At 73.8% G+C, this 15,063-nt stretch carries 14 protein-coding genes; 9 read left to right on the forward strand and 5 right to left on the reverse strand.

Going from position 1 to position 15,063, the window contains the following annotated elements:
• The first annotated feature begins 7 nt into the window (after positions 1–7).
• Both KIT14_04705 and metK read left to right on the forward strand, forming a co-directional pair.
• Positions 8–280, forward strand: a complete 273-nt coding sequence (locus KIT14_04705; GenBank protein MCW5889832.1) for an HPr family phosphocarrier protein — start codon at positions 8–10, stop codon at positions 278–280.
• An 82-nt stretch (positions 281–362) separates the two neighbouring features.
• On the forward strand, positions 363–1,538 hold the full coding sequence (metK, locus tag KIT14_04710) for a methionine adenosyltransferase (protein MCW5889833.1): 1,176 nt from the start codon (positions 363–365) through the stop codon (positions 1,536–1,538).
• 42 nt (positions 1,539–1,580) lie between these two features.
• On the opposite strand, the gene KIT14_04715 is transcribed toward metK, so the two are convergent.
• Positions 1,581–2,030, reverse strand: a complete 450-nt coding sequence (locus tag KIT14_04715) for an HIT family protein (GenBank protein ID MCW5889834.1) — start codon at positions 2,028–2,030, stop codon at positions 1,581–1,583.
• 114 nt (positions 2,031–2,144) lie between these two features.
• Between KIT14_04715 and ahcY the strand changes: the two genes are divergently transcribed.
• The gene (ahcY, locus tag KIT14_04720; protein MCW5889835.1) at positions 2,145–3,617 is read left to right on the forward strand and encodes an adenosylhomocysteinase; all 1,473 of its coding nucleotides are present in this window, start codon (positions 2,145–2,147) and stop codon (positions 3,615–3,617) included.
• 40 nt (positions 3,618–3,657) lie between these two features.
• On the opposite strand, the gene hemW is transcribed toward ahcY, so the two are convergent.
• Together hemW and lexA are read right to left on the reverse strand one after the other, a co-directional pair.
• The gene (gene hemW, locus KIT14_04725) at positions 3,658–4,806 is read right to left on the reverse strand and encodes a radical SAM family heme chaperone HemW (protein MCW5889836.1); all 1,149 of its coding nucleotides are present in this window, start codon (positions 4,804–4,806) and stop codon (positions 3,658–3,660) included.
• Positions 4,803–5,591 carry a transcriptional repressor LexA gene (gene lexA, locus KIT14_04730; GenBank protein MCW5889837.1) on the reverse strand — a complete coding sequence of 263 codons (789 nt, stop codon included), beginning with the start codon at positions 5,589–5,591 and terminating at the stop codon, positions 4,803–4,805. The genes hemW and lexA overlap by 4 nt, the downstream gene beginning before the upstream one ends.
• On the opposite strand from lexA, the gene KIT14_04735 reads away from it, so the two are divergent.
• The 3 genes from KIT14_04735 to KIT14_04745 all read left to right on the forward strand — a co-directional run bounded on the left by KIT14_04735 (position 5,538) and on the right by KIT14_04745 (position 7,854).
• Positions 5,538–5,774, forward strand: a complete 237-nt coding sequence (locus tag KIT14_04735; GenBank protein MCW5889838.1) for a hypothetical protein — start codon at positions 5,538–5,540, stop codon at positions 5,772–5,774. The two genes, lexA and KIT14_04735, sit on opposite strands and share 54 nt — an antisense overlap.
• 617 nt (positions 5,775–6,391) lie before the next feature.
• On the forward strand, positions 6,392–7,081 hold the full coding sequence (locus KIT14_04740; GenBank protein MCW5889839.1) for a hypothetical protein: 690 nt from the start codon (positions 6,392–6,394) through the stop codon (positions 7,079–7,081).
• Positions 7,078–7,854, forward strand: coding sequence for a hypothetical protein (locus tag KIT14_04745; protein MCW5889840.1), 777 nt, complete (start codon positions 7,078–7,080; stop codon positions 7,852–7,854). Before KIT14_04740 ends, KIT14_04745 begins: the two co-directional genes overlap by 4 nt.
• A 6-nt stretch (positions 7,855–7,860) precedes the next feature.
• Here the strand turns inward: KIT14_04745 and mltG are convergent, their stop codons facing one another.
• Together mltG and ruvX are read right to left on the reverse strand one after the other, a co-directional pair.
• Positions 7,861–8,859 (reverse strand): endolytic transglycosylase MltG, encoded by a 999-nt coding sequence (mltG, locus tag KIT14_04750; protein ID MCW5889841.1) that lies wholly within the window; start codon positions 8,857–8,859, stop codon positions 7,861–7,863.
• Complete coding sequence (gene ruvX, locus KIT14_04755; protein ID MCW5889842.1) at positions 8,856–9,266, reverse strand: Holliday junction resolvase RuvX; 411 nt, start codon at positions 9,264–9,266, stop codon at positions 8,856–8,858. The genes mltG and ruvX overlap by 4 nt, the downstream gene beginning before the upstream one ends.
• A gap of 176 nt (positions 9,267–9,442) precedes the next feature.
• On the opposite strand from ruvX, the gene tadA reads away from it, so the two are divergent.
• From tadA to KIT14_04770, 3 genes are all read left to right on the forward strand, one after another.
• Positions 9,443–11,704, forward strand: a complete 2,262-nt coding sequence (gene tadA / locus KIT14_04760) for a Flp pilus assembly complex ATPase component TadA (GenBank protein ID MCW5889843.1) — start codon at positions 9,443–9,445, stop codon at positions 11,702–11,704.
• Positions 11,704–13,347 carry a hypothetical protein gene (locus KIT14_04765; protein ID MCW5889844.1) on the forward strand — a complete coding sequence of 548 codons (1,644 nt, stop codon included), beginning with the start codon at positions 11,704–11,706 and terminating at the stop codon, positions 13,345–13,347. Before tadA ends, KIT14_04765 begins: the two co-directional genes overlap by 1 nt.
• Positions 13,348–13,433: 86 nt before the next feature.
• Positions 13,434–14,978, forward strand: a complete 1,545-nt coding sequence (locus tag KIT14_04770) for a M23 family metallopeptidase (GenBank protein MCW5889845.1) — start codon at positions 13,434–13,436, stop codon at positions 14,976–14,978.
• Positions 14,979–15,063: the final 85 nt, after the last annotated feature.

The raw sequence follows: 15,063 nt of genomic DNA on the forward strand, positions 1-15,063 counted from the left end.
CGACGGCATGCCGCTGCGGGCCGGGCTCGCCATCCAGAACCGGCTCGGGCTGCACGCCCGGGCGGCCGTGCTCCTCGTGCAGACGGCGAGCCGCTTCGACGCCGAGGTCACGGTCGAGAAGGACGGCCAGGTCGTCAACGGCCGTAGCATCATGGGGATCATGATGCTGGCGGCGGAGCAGGGCAGCACGATCGACGTCACCACCCAGGGCCCGGAGGCCGTGGAGGCCATGGAGGCCATCCGGGCGCTCATCGAGGCCCGCTTCAACGAGCCCGAGTAGCCGCGGCCCGTGCCGCGGCACGGCGGACCGCACGGCAGACCGGCTTGCCGACCCGGAGGGGGCCGGGTTACAACGCCCGGCCATGCTCAAGGACTACGTGTTCACCTCCGAGTCGGTGAACGAAGGCCATCCCGACAAGGTCTGCGACCAGATCTCCGACGCGATCCTCGACGCGCTGCTGGCGCAGGACCCCGACAGCCGGGTGGCCTGCGAGGCCCTCATCAAGACCGGCCTCGTCGTGGTCGCGGGCGAGATCACCTCGAAGGGTCGCGCCGAGTTCGGCGAGATCGCCAAGTCGGTGATCCGCGACATCGGCTACACGACCCCCGAGAGCGGCTTCAACGTCGACAGCTGCGCGGTCGTGTCGGCGGTCGAGCGGCAGTCGCCCGACATCTCCCAGGGCGTCACCGCGGGCGAGGGCCTGCACAAGGAGCAGGGCGCCGGCGACCAGGGCATGATGTTCGGCTACGCGTGCGACGAGACGAAGGAGTACATGCCCTTCGCGATCTACACCGCGCACCGCATCGGCCAGCGCCTCGCCGAGGCCCGCCGCAGCGGCGACCTGCCGTGGCTGCTGCCCGACGGCAAGTGCCAGGTGTCGGTCGAGTACAAGGACGGCCGTCCGGTGCGCGCGACGACGGTCGTCGTCTCGAACCAGCACAAGGACAGCGTCAAGGACGCGACCATCAAGGAAGGCATCGTCGAGGAGGTCGTGAAGCGGGTGATCCCGCCGGAGTTCCTCGACAAGAACACCGTCTACCACATCAACCCAACGGGGAAGTTCGTGGTCGGCGGCCCGCAGGGCGACTGCGGCCTCACCGGCCGCAAGATCATCGTCGACACCTACGGTGGCTACGGGCGTCACGGCGGCGGCGCCTTCAGCGGCAAGGATCCGAGCAAGGTCGACCGCAGCGCCGCGTACTACGCGCGCTACGTCGCCAAGAACATCGTCGCGGCCGAGCTCGCGGCGCGCTGCGAGGTGCAGGTCGCGTACGCGATCGGCGTCGCCGATCCGGTGTCCGTCCTCATCGACACCTTCGGCACGGGTAAGGTGCCGGACGAGAAGATCGCCGCCGCCGCGCGCGAGGTCTTCGACTTCAAGCCGGCGTCGCTGATCCAGCAGCTCGGCCTGAAGAAGCCGATCTACCGGCCCACCGCGGCCTACGGCCACTTCGGCCGCGTGCCGGACGGCGACCGCTTCACCTGGGAGAAGATCGATCGCGTCGCCGCGCTGAAGAGCGCCACCGGCGTCAAGTAGCGAGGGTGCGTTCCGGGCGCGCGCCGACGCGCGCCCGGGGCGTCAGCGGCCCAGCCGCTTGCGCAGCGCCGCGATCAGCGTGCGTTTCTCGCCGCCGGCGAGCGGCTTCAGGCGCTCCGCCAGCGGCCGCACCCAGATCGGGTGCTGCTTCTCCGGATCGTCGGCCTGGCGCGGGATCACGTGCCAGTGCACGTGGGTGAGGAAGTTGCCGAGGCAGGCGTAGTTGATGCGCTCGGGTGCGACCTCGGCGCGCAGCGCCTTCGCCACCCGCATCACGTCCTCGAACAGCTTCTGCTGGCGCTCGTAGGAGAGCTCGTCGAGCGCGTCGGCGTGGTCGCGCAGGAAGACGATGCAGTAGCCGCGATAGGCCTGCTCGTCGGCGAGCGCCACGAACGACTCCGACAGCTCGGCGACGAAGTCCTCGTCCTTGCCCTCGCGCATCCGGGCGATCCGATCACATCCCGCACAGGTCATGCGGCGGATGTAGCGCACGCGCGGGACCGTGTCGCGTCCTCTGGGACCTTGACATCACAGAGGAAAGCGGTGACAAGCGTTCATCCGGATGAACGGATGATCCGGCCTCGCGGTCGGAAGAAGGAGCCCACGATGAGCCAGCCCGCCCGCGCGGCCACTGCCGCGTCCCGCCTTCCCTACAAGGTGAAGGATCTCGCCCTCGCCGAGCTCGGCCGCAAGGAGATCCGCCTCGCCGAGCAGGAGATGCCCGGCCTGATGGCCATCCGTGCCCGCTACGCGGACAAGAAGCCGCTCGCCGGTGCGCGCGTCATGGGCTCCCTCCACATGACCGTGCAGACCGCCGTCCTCATCGAGACCCTGATGGACCTCGGCGCCGACGTCCGCTGGGTCTCGTGCAACATCTTCTCGACCCAGGACTCGGCCGCCGCGGCGGTCGTCGTCGGCCGCACGGGCACGGAGGCGAAGCCCGCCGGCGCCGCGGTCTTCGCGTGGAAGGGCGAGACGCTCGAGGAGTACTGGTGGTGCACGTACGAGGCCCTCGTGTGGCCCGACGGCAAGGGCCCCGACCTCATCGTCGACGACGGCGGCGACGCGACGCTGCTCGTGCACAAGGGCCTCGAGTTCGAGCGCGCCGGCGCGGTGCCCGCGTTCGATCCGGCGAACGACCCCGAGGAGTGGGGCGTCATCCTCGATCTCGTCCGCCGCGTGCAGGGCGAGGACAAGGGCGTGTGGCAGCGCATCTCGCCGGCGATCAAGGGCGTCAGCGAGGAGACGACCACCGGCGTCCACCGCCTCTACGAGATGGCGAAGAAGGGCACGCTGCTCTTCCCGGCCATCAATGTGAACGACTCGGTGACGAAGTCGAAGTTCGACAACATCTACGGCTGTCGCCACTCGCTGATCGACGGCATCAACCGCGCCACGGACGTCATGCTGGGCGGCAAGATCGCCGTCGTCTGCGGCTTCGGCGAGGTCGGCAAGGGCTGCGCCGAGTCGCTGCGCGGGCAGGGCTGCCGCGTGATCGTCACCGAGATCGACCCGATCTGCGCGCTCCAGGCGGCGATGCAGGGCTACGAGGTCGCCACGGTCGAGGACTACGTCGAGCGCGCCGACCTCTTCATCACCACCACGGGCAACTTCGGCATCATCACCGCGGCGCACATGGCGCGCATGAAGGACAAGGCGATCGTCGGCAACATCGGTCACTTCGACAACGAGATCGACATGGCCGGCCTCGGCAGGATCGCGGGCATCGAGCGCATCAACATCAAGCCGCAGTACGACGAGTGGCGTTTCCCCGACGGCCACTCGGTCCTGATCCTCGCCGAGGGACGCCTCCTGAACCTCGGCTGCGCCACGGGCCATCCGTCGTTCGTGATGAGCGCCTCGTTCACGAACCAGGTGCTGGCGCAGCTCGAGCTGTGGGAGCGGAACGCAAGCTACGAGAAGAACGTCTACATGCTGCCGAAGAAGCTCGACGAGGAGGTCGCCCGCCTCCATCTCGAGAAGCTCGGCGTGAAGCTCACGGTCCTCACCGAGAAGCAGGCCGAGTACATCGGCGTGCCGGTCGAGGGGCCGTACAAGCCCGAGCACTACCGCTACTGAGCGACGACGGTGTGAGCCGCGGCGGCGCGCGCCGCCCGGCTCACACGAACGTCGCCGCGACCGTGTCCGCGAAGCGGAGCCCGCGCGGCGTGAGGCGCAGGCGCTCGGCGTCGCGCCGGACGAGGTCGTCGCGCTCGAGCGCCGTGACGTGTGGAAACACGCACGCGAGCTCGGTGCCGAAGCGGCGCTGGAACTCGCCGAGATCGAGCCCGGCGAGCCGGCGCAGGCCGGTGACGACGAAGTCGGCGCGCGCCTGTGCCGGCGTCAGCGTCTCGTCGTCCGCGATCGCCGTGCCGCCGGCGAGGACCGCGGTGCGCCAGGCGTCGGGCGGGCGGTGGTTCGACCAGCGCCGGCCCGGCGCCGGCGTGGCGCAGAAGGAGTGCGCGCCCGGGCCGATCCCGAGGTAGTCCGAGCCGTCCCAGTAGCGCTGGTTGTGCGCCGACGCGTGCCCCCGCCGCGCCCAGCTCGAGATCTCGTAGCGGGCGTAGCCCGCCGCGGTGAGGCGTGCGTCGGCGCGCTCGGCCATCGCGGCCTCGACGTCCTCGTCGACCGGCGTGAGACGCCCGCGCTCGCGCCAGGTCGCGAAGGGCGTCCGCTCCTCCCAGGTGAGCGCGTAGCAGGAGACGTGCTCGGGACCGAGCGCGAGGGCCGCGTCGAGGTCGGCGCTCCAGTCGGCGAGCGTGGCGCCGGGGACGGCGTAGATGAGGTCGAGGCTGACGTTGACGAAGCCGGCGGTGCGGGCGGCGGCGACGGCGGCATGTGTGTCGTCGGGTGCGTGATCGCGTCCCAGCGTGCGCAGGAGCGCTCGGGAGAACGACTGCGCGCCCAGCGACAGGCGGCTCACGCCGGCGCGCCGCCAGCCGCTGAGCCGCTCGACGTCGACGGTGGCCGGGTTGGCCTCGAGCGTGACCTCGGCGTCGGGCGCGAGCCCGAAGCGCGAGGCGACGGCGCCCAACACCGTGGCGATCGCCGCCGGCGACAGCAGCGACGGCGTGCCGCCGCCGAAGAAGACGCTCGCGACGGTGCGGCCGCGGAGGCGCGCATCGCCGGCCCAGGCCGCGAGTTCGGCGACGTAGGCCGGCACGTCGGCGGTCTCGGGCGCGCGCGCGGCGGCGTGGACGTTGAAGTCGCAGTACGGGCAGACGTGCCGGCACCACGGCACGTGCACGTAGAGCGCGAACGGCGTCATCGATAGCTGCGCAGCAGCCCGATCACGATGCCGCGCAGCTCGACCTCGTCCTCGCGCGCGACGATCGGCTCGAGCGCGGCATTGGCCGGGATCAGGTGGATGCGCCCGCGCTTGCGCTGGAACCGCTTGACGGTAGCTTCGCCGTTGACGAGCGCCACCACGGTGGCGCCGTTGGCCGCCTCGCTGCGGCGCTCGACGATGACGATGTCGCCGTCGAGGATGCCGTCGTCGATCATCGAGTCGCCCTTCACCCGCAGCGTGAAGGTCTCGCCGCGCCCGAGCAGCTCCTCGGGCAGCGTGACCGTCTCGCGCTCCTCGATCGGCTCGATCGGCGTCCCGGCCGCGACGCGCCCGAGCAGCGGCACCTTCACGGCGCGGCCGTCGGCCGCCGCCGGCTCGACGATCTCGAGCGCCCGGCTCTGCCGCGGCAGCCGCCGGATGGCGCCGCGCTCCTCCAGCCCGCGGAGATGCTTGTGCACGGTGGCGAGCGAGCCGAGGTGGAGATGCTGGCCGATCTCCTCGAGCGTCGGCGAGACGCCGTGCCGGGCGTTGTACTGTCGGATGTAGTCGAGCACCTGCTTCTGCCGGGGCGTCACCACGGCCTTCGTCCTAGGCGAAGAGCGGGCGAAGCGCAAACCCTCCGGGGCAAGATCTTGCCCGCCGGGCGGGCCGCCCGCATGCTGTGCAGGCCCCGCCCGGGGAGGTGAGGCGAGATGGGATTCATCGGATCGATGCTCGTGCTCGGAGCGCTGACGCTGCCGCTCGTCGTGACCGGGACCGCCCATGCGGCGGTATCCGGGAAGGCCCGAAGCGTGCGATGCTGCGTCGATGTCGAGATCGACGGCGCGCCCGCGCGGCCGCTCTGCGTGGTGTTGAACGTGCGGTCCCGACCGCGCCGCGTCCGGGTGCGGGCGCGCACCGCGTGCCGGCTGATCGGCGGCCGGGTGCAGTCCGGAGGTCGCTCCTGACCGCTGCGCTCCGCTGGCTCGCGCTCGGGCTCGTCGTCGCGGCGGCGAGCCCGTCGCGCGCGACCGACGCGGTTCCGGGTGCGGCCGCGCCCGGCGTCCCCGGTCTTCCCGGCGCGCAGCCGATCGCGCCGGTGCCGGCACCCGCGCCGGCGCCGCCTGCCGACGCCCCACCGGGCGCGGCCGGGCCGAGCCGAGCCCCCGTCGCAGAGGCGAAGCCGGGCGCGGCGCCTGCGGCAGCAGCGAGCCCGGACGAGTCTCCCGTCGTGGTCCCGGGCGCGACGCCGCAAGCGCCTCCGTCCGGGACGGCGGGCGCGAAGCCGGGCGACGTGCCCGTCGCTGCGGGCGGGGAAAGCCGCTCGCCGGGGCCACCGCGCCGGCTTCGCACCAGGCACCGGCGGCGCCCGACGCCGTCACCGCGCTCCCACCGTCCCCGGCCGCCGCTCCGCCGCCGGCCGCGCCGCCCGGCGGTCGACGCGGCAGTGCCGCCCCGGACGCCGCAGCGAGCTCGCGTCCCGCACCGGTGGGCGGCGGCAGGCCCGCGCCGGCGCCCGCTCCGTTCCCGCCGCCGCGCCGCCGCCGCGGCCCCGCCGCCTGCGCCCACGCCGCCGCCCGGCCGCGTGATCCAGCTTCGCGAGGAGCGTCTCACCGCACAGCTCGACGACGTCTCCCTCGACGAGGTGATCGCGCTCTTCAGTGCGGCGAGCGGCGCGGAGGTGCGCGGCGCGCCGGTGGGGACGCGGCAGGTGAGCGCCGAGTTCGCCGACGTGCCGCTCTATGAAGGGCTCAGCCGTCTCCTCGGGGAGCAGAACTTCACCCTGACGTTTCGCGAGGACGGCTCGGTGAAGACGCTGCGCCTGCTGGGTGGCCCGCAGGAGCCGGTGCCGGCGACGCAGGTCGTGCGCGCCGGCGACGCGGCGCCGAACGCGCTCTCGACCGCCGAGCTGATGCAGCACCGGGTGCCGATCCTGCCCGGCAGCCGGCTCTCGCAGCATCTCGGCGGCGGCGACTCGGCGAGCCTCCAGCAGCTGCTCGAGACCAGCCTGCGCGAGAGCGACCCGGGCATCCGCAGCGAGGCGCTGCGCGCCGGTCTCGGCGGCGTCGAGGCGGAGCCGACGTTGCGCGAGGCCACCATCAAGGCCTTGGGCGACATCGACGATCATACGCTCGAGAACGTCGTGCGCGCCGTCGCCCGCGACAACGCGCGCGAGCTCGTCGCGCAGGTGTCGACGTTCACCAAGATCAACGAGGTGCGCACGCGCGGGTTCGCGCTGCTGCGCCAGCTGAATCAGTCCGGGGGGGGCCAATGACGATGGCGCGTGCGCTGCTGGGCCTCGTCCTGCTGGCGTCGGTGGCGGCGGCCGCGACGCCCCCGGCGGTCACGCTACGCGACGATCGCCTGACCGTGCGCTTCGAGCAGGTGCCGCTCGCCGACGCGCTGACGGCGATCGCGCAGGCGGGCGGCGGTGTGGTGCGCGGCAGCGTCCGCGAGCCGCGCGACGTCACGACCGAGTTCGACGCCGTGCCGCTCACCGACGCGCTGCCGCGTCTCCTCGGCGCGCAGAACTTCACCCTGAGCTACGCCAAGGACGGCCGCCTGCTGGCGATCGTGCTGCTCGGCGGCCCGGACGTCACTCCGCCCACCGCGGTGGCGACCGGCAGCACGACGACCACGACCACGCTGCCCGCGAAGGCGGCGTTCCCGCTCGAGCTGTCGCGCGCCTTCACGAAGCATCGTCCGGTCAAGCTGCCCGAGGGCGGGACGCTCCAGTTCGAGGACGGCACCGCCACCTTCCCCGAGCTGCTCGAGGTCGCCACGCTCGACGACGACGGCACCATGCGCAACCAGGCGACCCAGGTCGTGCTGAGCGCGCTCGAGCGCGAGAGCCGCCTGCGCCGCTCGTTCCTGCGCACGCTCTACCGGCTCGACCCACCGGCGCTCGAGGGCATCATGGCGGGCGAGTCGGGGGAGCGCTTCGTCGAGATCGTCGAGTACCTCTCGGTGCACTCGCGTGACGCGAACCTCCAGCGCAAGGCCACCCTCGTCCTCGACCAGATGCGCACCACCGGGACGGCCCACTGAGACGCTTCAGCGGCGCTGCCAGCGCGCGACGGCGGCCTGGTGTGCGCCGAAGTCGTCGCTGAACTCGTGCGAGCCGTCGCCGCGGGCGACGAAGTAGAGGTGGCGGACCGGGGCCGGGTCGACGGCCGCCTCCAGCGCGGCGCGGCCGGGGTTCGCGATCGGCGTCGGCGGCAGGCCGCGGATCGTGTACGTGTTGTGCGGCGTGGGCCGGCGGAGATCGGCGCGCGTGATGCGGCGGTCGCCCGGCGCGCGTCCGTAGAGCACCGTCGGATCGGACTGCATCGGCATGCCGCGGCGGAGCCGGTTCAGGAAGACGGCGGCGACCAGGCGGCGCTCCTCCGGCCGCGCCGTCTCCTCCTCGACCAGCGAGGCGAGCGTCACCGCCTGCTGCCGATCGAGCCCGAGCGCCGCCGCCTTCTTCTCCATCTCGGGCGTGAAGACCGCGCGGAAACGCTCGAGCATCGTGTGCAGGATGCGCTCGGGCGGCGTCGCCAGGGGTAGGACGTAGGTGTCGGGGAACAGGTAGCCCTCGGCGCCCTCGGCGGGCAGCTCCTCGGCCGCGAGGAAGGCGGGGTCGTCGAGCAGGCAGTGGAAGCTCTCCTCCGCGCCGTAGCCGTGCAGGGCGAGCAGCGAGACGACCTCGTCGACGGTGAGCCCCTCGGGGATCGTCACCGCCTGCACCGGATCGGGCGGACCCTCGAGGCGCGCGAGCAGCTCGAGCGGCGTCAGCGGGGCGCCGATGCGGTAGTCGCCCCAGCGCACGGCGCGGTCGCGCCCCGTGACGCGCGCCCACAGCACGAGCAGCAGCGGGTGGCGCAGCACGCCGCGCGCCGCGAGGTCCTGGGCGACGTCGCGGAAGCGCCGGCCCTCGCCGACGCTGACCATCACCGGCGCCGGCAGCGGCGGGCCGGGCTGGTGCAGCAGGACCGCCACGGTACCGGCGCTGGCGGCGAGCGCCGCCACCGCCGCCGCCGCGGCGAGGAGGATGCGGCGGGCGCGGCTCACGTGGCGCGGGCGAGGTACGACTCGAGGATCACCGCCGCCGCCTCCTGATCGATCAGCGCCTTGCGCCGGTCCCGGCGCAGCCCGGCGGCCCGCAGCGCCTCCTCGGCGGCGACGCTCGTCAGCCGTTCGTCCCAGAGTGCGATCGGGATGCCGAGGTGGGGCTCGAGTTTGGCGACGAACCTCCGCACCCGGGCCGCCTGCGTCCCCTCGCTGCCATCCATGTTGAAGGGCAGCCCGACGACGACCCGGGACGGCGCGAACGGAGCGAGGGTGCGGGCGATCGCGTCGAGGTCGCGCTGCCCGCCGACCCGGCGGATGGTGGCGACGCCCCGGACCGTGAGCCCGAGCTCGTCGCTCACCGCTACGCCGATGCGGACGTCGCCGACGTCGAGCGCGGCCAGCCGCATGGCCCGGTGGTTAACACCGGGCCCCGGGGGGCGGCAAATCGTCCGCCCGCGACGGCTGCCGGGACACGTCCGGGCGAGTCGAGGTTGGATACGGAGGCCCCGTTCGGCGAGGCGGCCGGGCTCAAGTTCGGCCCGGAAACGGCCGATGGAGGGCCTCGGATGCGGGTGGGGTTTTCATGGGACCGGGGCTGAACGGACGGCGGGCGCTGCTCCGCTTCCTTCAGCGGCGCGGGCACCTGACCCCGGTGGATACGCAGCGGCTCGAGCAGGCGACCGAGACCGAGGGCCTCGCCGTCGCGGACCTCCTCGCGCGCGAAGGCCTCGTGCCCGAGGCCGACCTGGCGACGGTGCTGGCCGACGCGCTGAAGCTCCGCCGCGTCGAGCCGGCGGGCCTGACGCTCGCGCCCGCGGCCGTGGGCATCCTGAAGGACGCCCTGGCGCTCCAGCACGAGGTCCTGCCGATCGCGCTCGACGACCGCAGGGTCGAGCTGGCGATGGCGAACCCGCTCGACCTGGACGCCATCAAGGCGGTCGAGTTCGCCACCGGCAAGCGCGTCACGCCGCTGGTCGCACCCCGTGGCGCGCTCTGCGAGGCGATCGCCGCCGCCTATCGGATCGAGGACGCGCGCGAGCGGTTCGGGAGCGGCGGATCCGAGCCCGAGCAGCCTGGGCTCGTCGCGCTCGAGGACGAGGCCGGCGCCGATCTGCGCACGATCGCGGGCGACGCCGACCTCCCGCCGGTCGCGAAGCTCGCCGACATGATCCTGATCGAGGGCACGAGGGCCGGCGCCAGCGAGGTCCACCTCGAGTCCGGCCCCGACGGGCCGACGCTGCGCTACCGCGTGGACGGCATCCTCGAAGAGGGCTTGCGCTTTCCGAAGTGGGTGGAGAGCCCGCTCATGGCGCGCCTCAAGGTGATGGCCAAGCTCGACCTCACCGAGCGCCGCGTCCCGCAGGACGGCCGTCTCCAGGTGCGGTGGCAGGGACGAACGCTCGACGTCCGCGTCTCGAGCCTGCCCACGCCGCACGGCGAGGAGGTCACGCTGCGCATCCTCGATGCCACGCGCGCCGTGCGCAGCATGGAGGACCTCGGCCTCCCGTCCGGCGATCTCGGCCTCGTACGCGAGGCCATCGCCCAGCCGCAGGGCATGGTGCTCGTCACCGGGCCGACCGGCAGCGGCAGGACGACGACCCTGTGCGCGCTCGCCCGCGAGATCGTCTCGCCGGCCCGCGCCGTCGTCGCCCTCGAGAGCCCGATCGCGTACCAGCGGGACGGGATGCGTCGGGTCGAGGCGGACGAGAGCCGGGGCCTCACCGTCGCGGGCGTGCTGCGCCGGGATCCCGCCGTCGTCCTCGCGGGCGAGATGCGCGACGCCGAGCGCGCGCGCATCGCCTTCGAGGCGGTGCAGACGGGGCACCTCGTGCTGAGCACGCTGCACGCGAACGACGCGGCCTCCGCGGTGACGCGCCTCATCGACCTCGGCATCTCGCCGTCCGCGGTCGCCTCGTCGGTGACGCTGCTCATGGCCCAGCGACTCGTACGCTGCGTGTGCCGCGACTGCGCCGGCCCGCACGAGGTGCCCGACGACGTCCTCGACATGCTCGGCCTCCAGGCGCAGCGCGGCCGGCTGCGGTGCGGCCGCGGCTGCCGGAGCTGCCGCGGCACGGGCTACAGCGGCCGGATCGGCGTCCACGAGGTGCTCCCCGTCGGCCCGGCCATCGGCAGGATCATCGCCGGCGACCTGGGCGAGAGCGAGCTGCGCCGCCAGGCGCGGCGCGAGTCGCGCCGCACGCTGCGCGAGGACGCGATCGCCAAGATCGCCGCCGGCGTCACGACGCCCGAAGAGGTCCTGCGCGTCGTCCAGGTCCCGACCGACGGGGCCGACGAGCCAGCGCCGACCGAGCCGATGGCGGCGCCGCGATCGGCCGTGCCCGCTGCCGGCCCGGTGTCCGATCCCCCGCGGGCGCCGGCGGCCTCCCGCGCTGCGGCCCAGCGGCCGGCGCGCACGTTCAGGGCGCTCGTCGCCGGCGACGAGCCGAGCCTGCGCCAGGTCGTCCGGCTCATGCTCGAGACGGCGAAGCTCGGGCTCGTCGTCCTCACCGCGCAGGACGGCGAGGAAGCCCTGGCGATGGCCGCGCTCGAGCGTCCCGACGTCGTCGTGCTCGACGGCGGCTCGCGGGGCATGGACGGTGTCGAGGTCCGCCGGCGGCTGCGCGCCGACCCGGCGACGGCCGTCGTCCCGATCCTCATGCTGACGAGGCCCGACGCGCCCGAGCTGCTCGCGGGCGGCGGCGGTGCCGGCGCGGACGACTACCTGCCCAAGCCGGTGCGGCGCGAGACGCTCCTCGCCCGCGTGCGCCCCTTGCTGGAGCGTACGTTCGGGAGGGACGCCGTGCCCGCGGCACCCGGCACGCCCGCGGCGGCGGAGTCGCTCTGATGGCGGCCGGACGCGAGGACTCGAAGGGCGTGGCCCTGGGCGGGCTCATCGCCCGCTTCACCGCCGACCGCGACGCCATGCTGGCGCAGGTCCACGCGTGCCAGGAGCGGGTGCAGGATCTCGTCGGTCGGCTCGACGAGCACGGTCTGTCGATGGGCGGCCCCTCGCCGGCGTCGAGCCCCGAGCGGCTCGACGAGCTCGAGACCGCCGTCGCCCTCCTGCGCGACGAGGTGACGACGGTCACCGCCGACGGCCATCGCGCCGCCCGCGACCTGCGCAGCCTGGTCGAAGCCGTGCGCACGACCGCGATCCAGGCGATGGAGCGGGCCGATCGAGCCTCCGCCGACGTCGACGCCGTGCTGGAGCGTCTCGGGGTCGAGATCGCCCGCCTCGCGGCCGACGGCGCGGCCGACGACGTCGCCTCGCTGCGCGCCGCGGTCGAACGCCTGGAGGCGGGCGGCGGTGTGGGCACGATCGCGCCGCTCGAAGCGGCGGCCGCCGCCGCCGAGCTCGAGGGCCTGCGCGACGAGGTGGCCCGGCTGGCGCGGCTCGTGGAGCAGCTCGGCGCCGTGCAGGCGCAGTGGGAGACGACGTTCGCGGACGACGCCGCCCGCCGCCAATCGCTGAGCGACGTCGTCGCCCGCCTGACGGCGGCGCAGGCCGACACCGAGGGCGCCATGGCCCGCCTGGCCGCGGCGCAGGGCGACGCCGCGGCGAAGCTGGAAGGCCTCGTCGCCGGCCCCGGGGACGAGGCGCTGGCGGCGACGCGCCGCGAGCTCGAGGCGGCGCTGGCCGCGGTCGTCGCCGGGCAGCGGCCGCTCGCGGACGGCGTCGACGATCTCCAGCAGGGCCAGCAGTCCCTGCGCGTGCAGCTCGAGCGCCTGCGCGACACGGTGGAGGGGCTGACCGGTCGGGCCGGGGAGGCCGTGTCGCGCGAGGCGCTCGCGGTGGTCGAGAGCGCCGTCGCGGCGATCGGGACGCGGGTCGAAACCGTCGAAGGCGACCGTACGGCGCTGCGCGACGAGGTCGCCCGGGCCTGCGCGGACGCCGCGGCGGCCCGGCAGGCGGCGGCCGTCGCCGCCGACGCCGTCGCCGGCGTGCGCCGCGAGCTGCAGGGCGCCGCCGAGACCGCCGAGGCGGCAGTGCGCACCGCCGCGGAGGGCGGCGCAACGGACCGGCGTCGCATCGAGGACCTGGTCCACCGCGAAGCCGCCGGCCTGCGCGCTGCCCTCGAGCGCGGTCTGGCGGGGCTCGGCAGCCGGCTCGACGACGCGAGCCGCGACCTCGACGGCCTCGCGGAGGCGCGTGACCGCCTGCGCGACGAGCTCGCGAGCGCGGCCGAGATCGCGTCCGCGACGCAGCGGCGCGCGACGGCCGACGGCGAGCGGCTCGTCGCCGTTGGCACCGACGTGCAACGGATCGCAGCCACGTTCGACGCGTTCGACGCACGGCTGCGGGTGATGGAAGAGACGATGACTCGCGTCGTGGCGACGCGGGACCCGGAGTGGAAGACGGCGTGGTGGGGTGCGGCGGAGGCGCTCTGGGTGCAGGTTTCCGCGTTTGTTGCAACGCCGAAGATTGACTTCCGGGAGGCCCTTTGGCAGCTTGCGCGCGCCGCAAGCTCCGCAGCGAAATTCCAGTGACGAGTTCGTCGCGTTCCCCAGCGCGGCGGGATCGGAGGACCGACGACGTGTCGAGACGCCGAAACCTGATGGGGACGCGGTCGCACATGGTGCGACCCGTGATCCTGATCCTGTGCGTGGTCGCGATGTGTTTCCCATCGCTGGCGCGTGCGTCGAAGAGTATCCGCCCGTCGTCCAAGCCGGCGGCGAAGAAGCTCGACCCGAAGAAGGCCGACCCGAAGAAGCCCGCGCAGAAGGCCGCCCCGGCCAAAGCGAAGACGAAGGCCAGCGCCAGGGAGACCGCCCGCAAGCCCGTCGGGAAAGGGCCTGGCAAGGTCGCGCCGAAGTCTGCGGCGCGCAAGCCCGCCCCGAGGACGAGCGCCGGCGCCACGGCGCGCGCATCGGCGGGTCGCAAGGCCACGGCGCGTACCGGCACCGCGTGGCGGCGTCGCTACGCCGGCAAGAGCGCCCGGCGCGTCGTGCGCGCGCCCGAGCCGCCGCGCTTCGGATCGCGCGGCGTCATCGACGAGCACGTCCACGTGCGCCGTGGCGACAGCGTCGAGCGTCTCCTCTACATGCGCGGCATCGGCGTCAGTACGGCGCGCGAGTGGCTGGGTGCGGCCGAGGAGGTCTACGACCTGCGGCAGATTCGTCCCCGCCGCGGCCTGACGCTGCGCTTCGATCGCGCCACCCGGACGCTCGATTCGATCCGCTACGAGATCGACGACAGCTCGCTCCTGGTCCTCGAGCGCGAGGACGACGGCGCCCTCGAAGCCCGCGTCGAGGCGCTGCCGTACGTGCGCGAGGTGCAGGGCATCGCCGGGCGCATCTCGCAGGGCCTGCGCGACGACGCGATCGACGCCGGCGTGCCGCCGAGCATCGCGGCGTCGATGGCCGAGGTGTTCGGCTGGGACGTCGAGATCGAGCGGCTCGATCCCGGCGACGAGTTCCGCGTCATCTACGAGAACATCTGGGAGGTCGGCCGCCAGAAGCCGCTCACCGGCCAGATCCTCGGCGCCGAGATCGTCACCCGCGGCCGGACCTACTCGGCCGTGCTGTTCGAGGACGACGACGGCAGCAACTACTACGCGCCCAACGGCGAGTCGCTCGCCCGTACCTTCCTGCGCTATCCGGTCGAGTTCACCGAGATCAGCTCCGAGTTCTCGTGGGAGCGCTTCCATCCCGTGCTCCACCGCACCCGCCCGCACCTGGGCGTCGATCTCGCTGCGCCGAGCGGCACGCCCGTGCGGGCGGCCGCGGGCGGCGCGGTGATCGAGGCGGGGCGCAGCGGCGGCCTCGGCATCGCCGTGCGTCTGACCCACGGCGACGGCGTCACCACGACGTACGGCCATCTCAGCGAGATCGCCCCCGGCATCCAGGAGGGCCGCACGGTCGAGCGCGGGCAGGTGATCGGCTGGGTCGGCGCGACCGGCCTGGCCACCGGTCCGCACCTCCACTACGAGGTCGCGCTCGACGGCGAGCAGCTCGATCCCATGCGTATCCGCCTGGCCCGCGACGCCGCGGTGCCGGCGCATCTCCGGCGCTCGTTCGAGCGCGTGCGCGGCACGGTCACGCAGCACCTGGCCGCTCTCCCCGAGACCGATTCGCCGGTGCGCGTGGCGCTGTCGCCCAGCGCCTGCCGCGCGGAGTAGGCCCCTGCGCTATCTCGACGGGCCCCGTCCCCGCCTCTTCGCCCATCGCGGAGCCTCGGGGACGTGGCCCGAGAACACGCTCGAG

This window comes from bacterium, from assembly GCA_026129405.1.
Classification (GTDB): domain Bacteria; phylum Desulfobacterota; class Binatia; order DP-6; family DP-6; genus JAHCID01.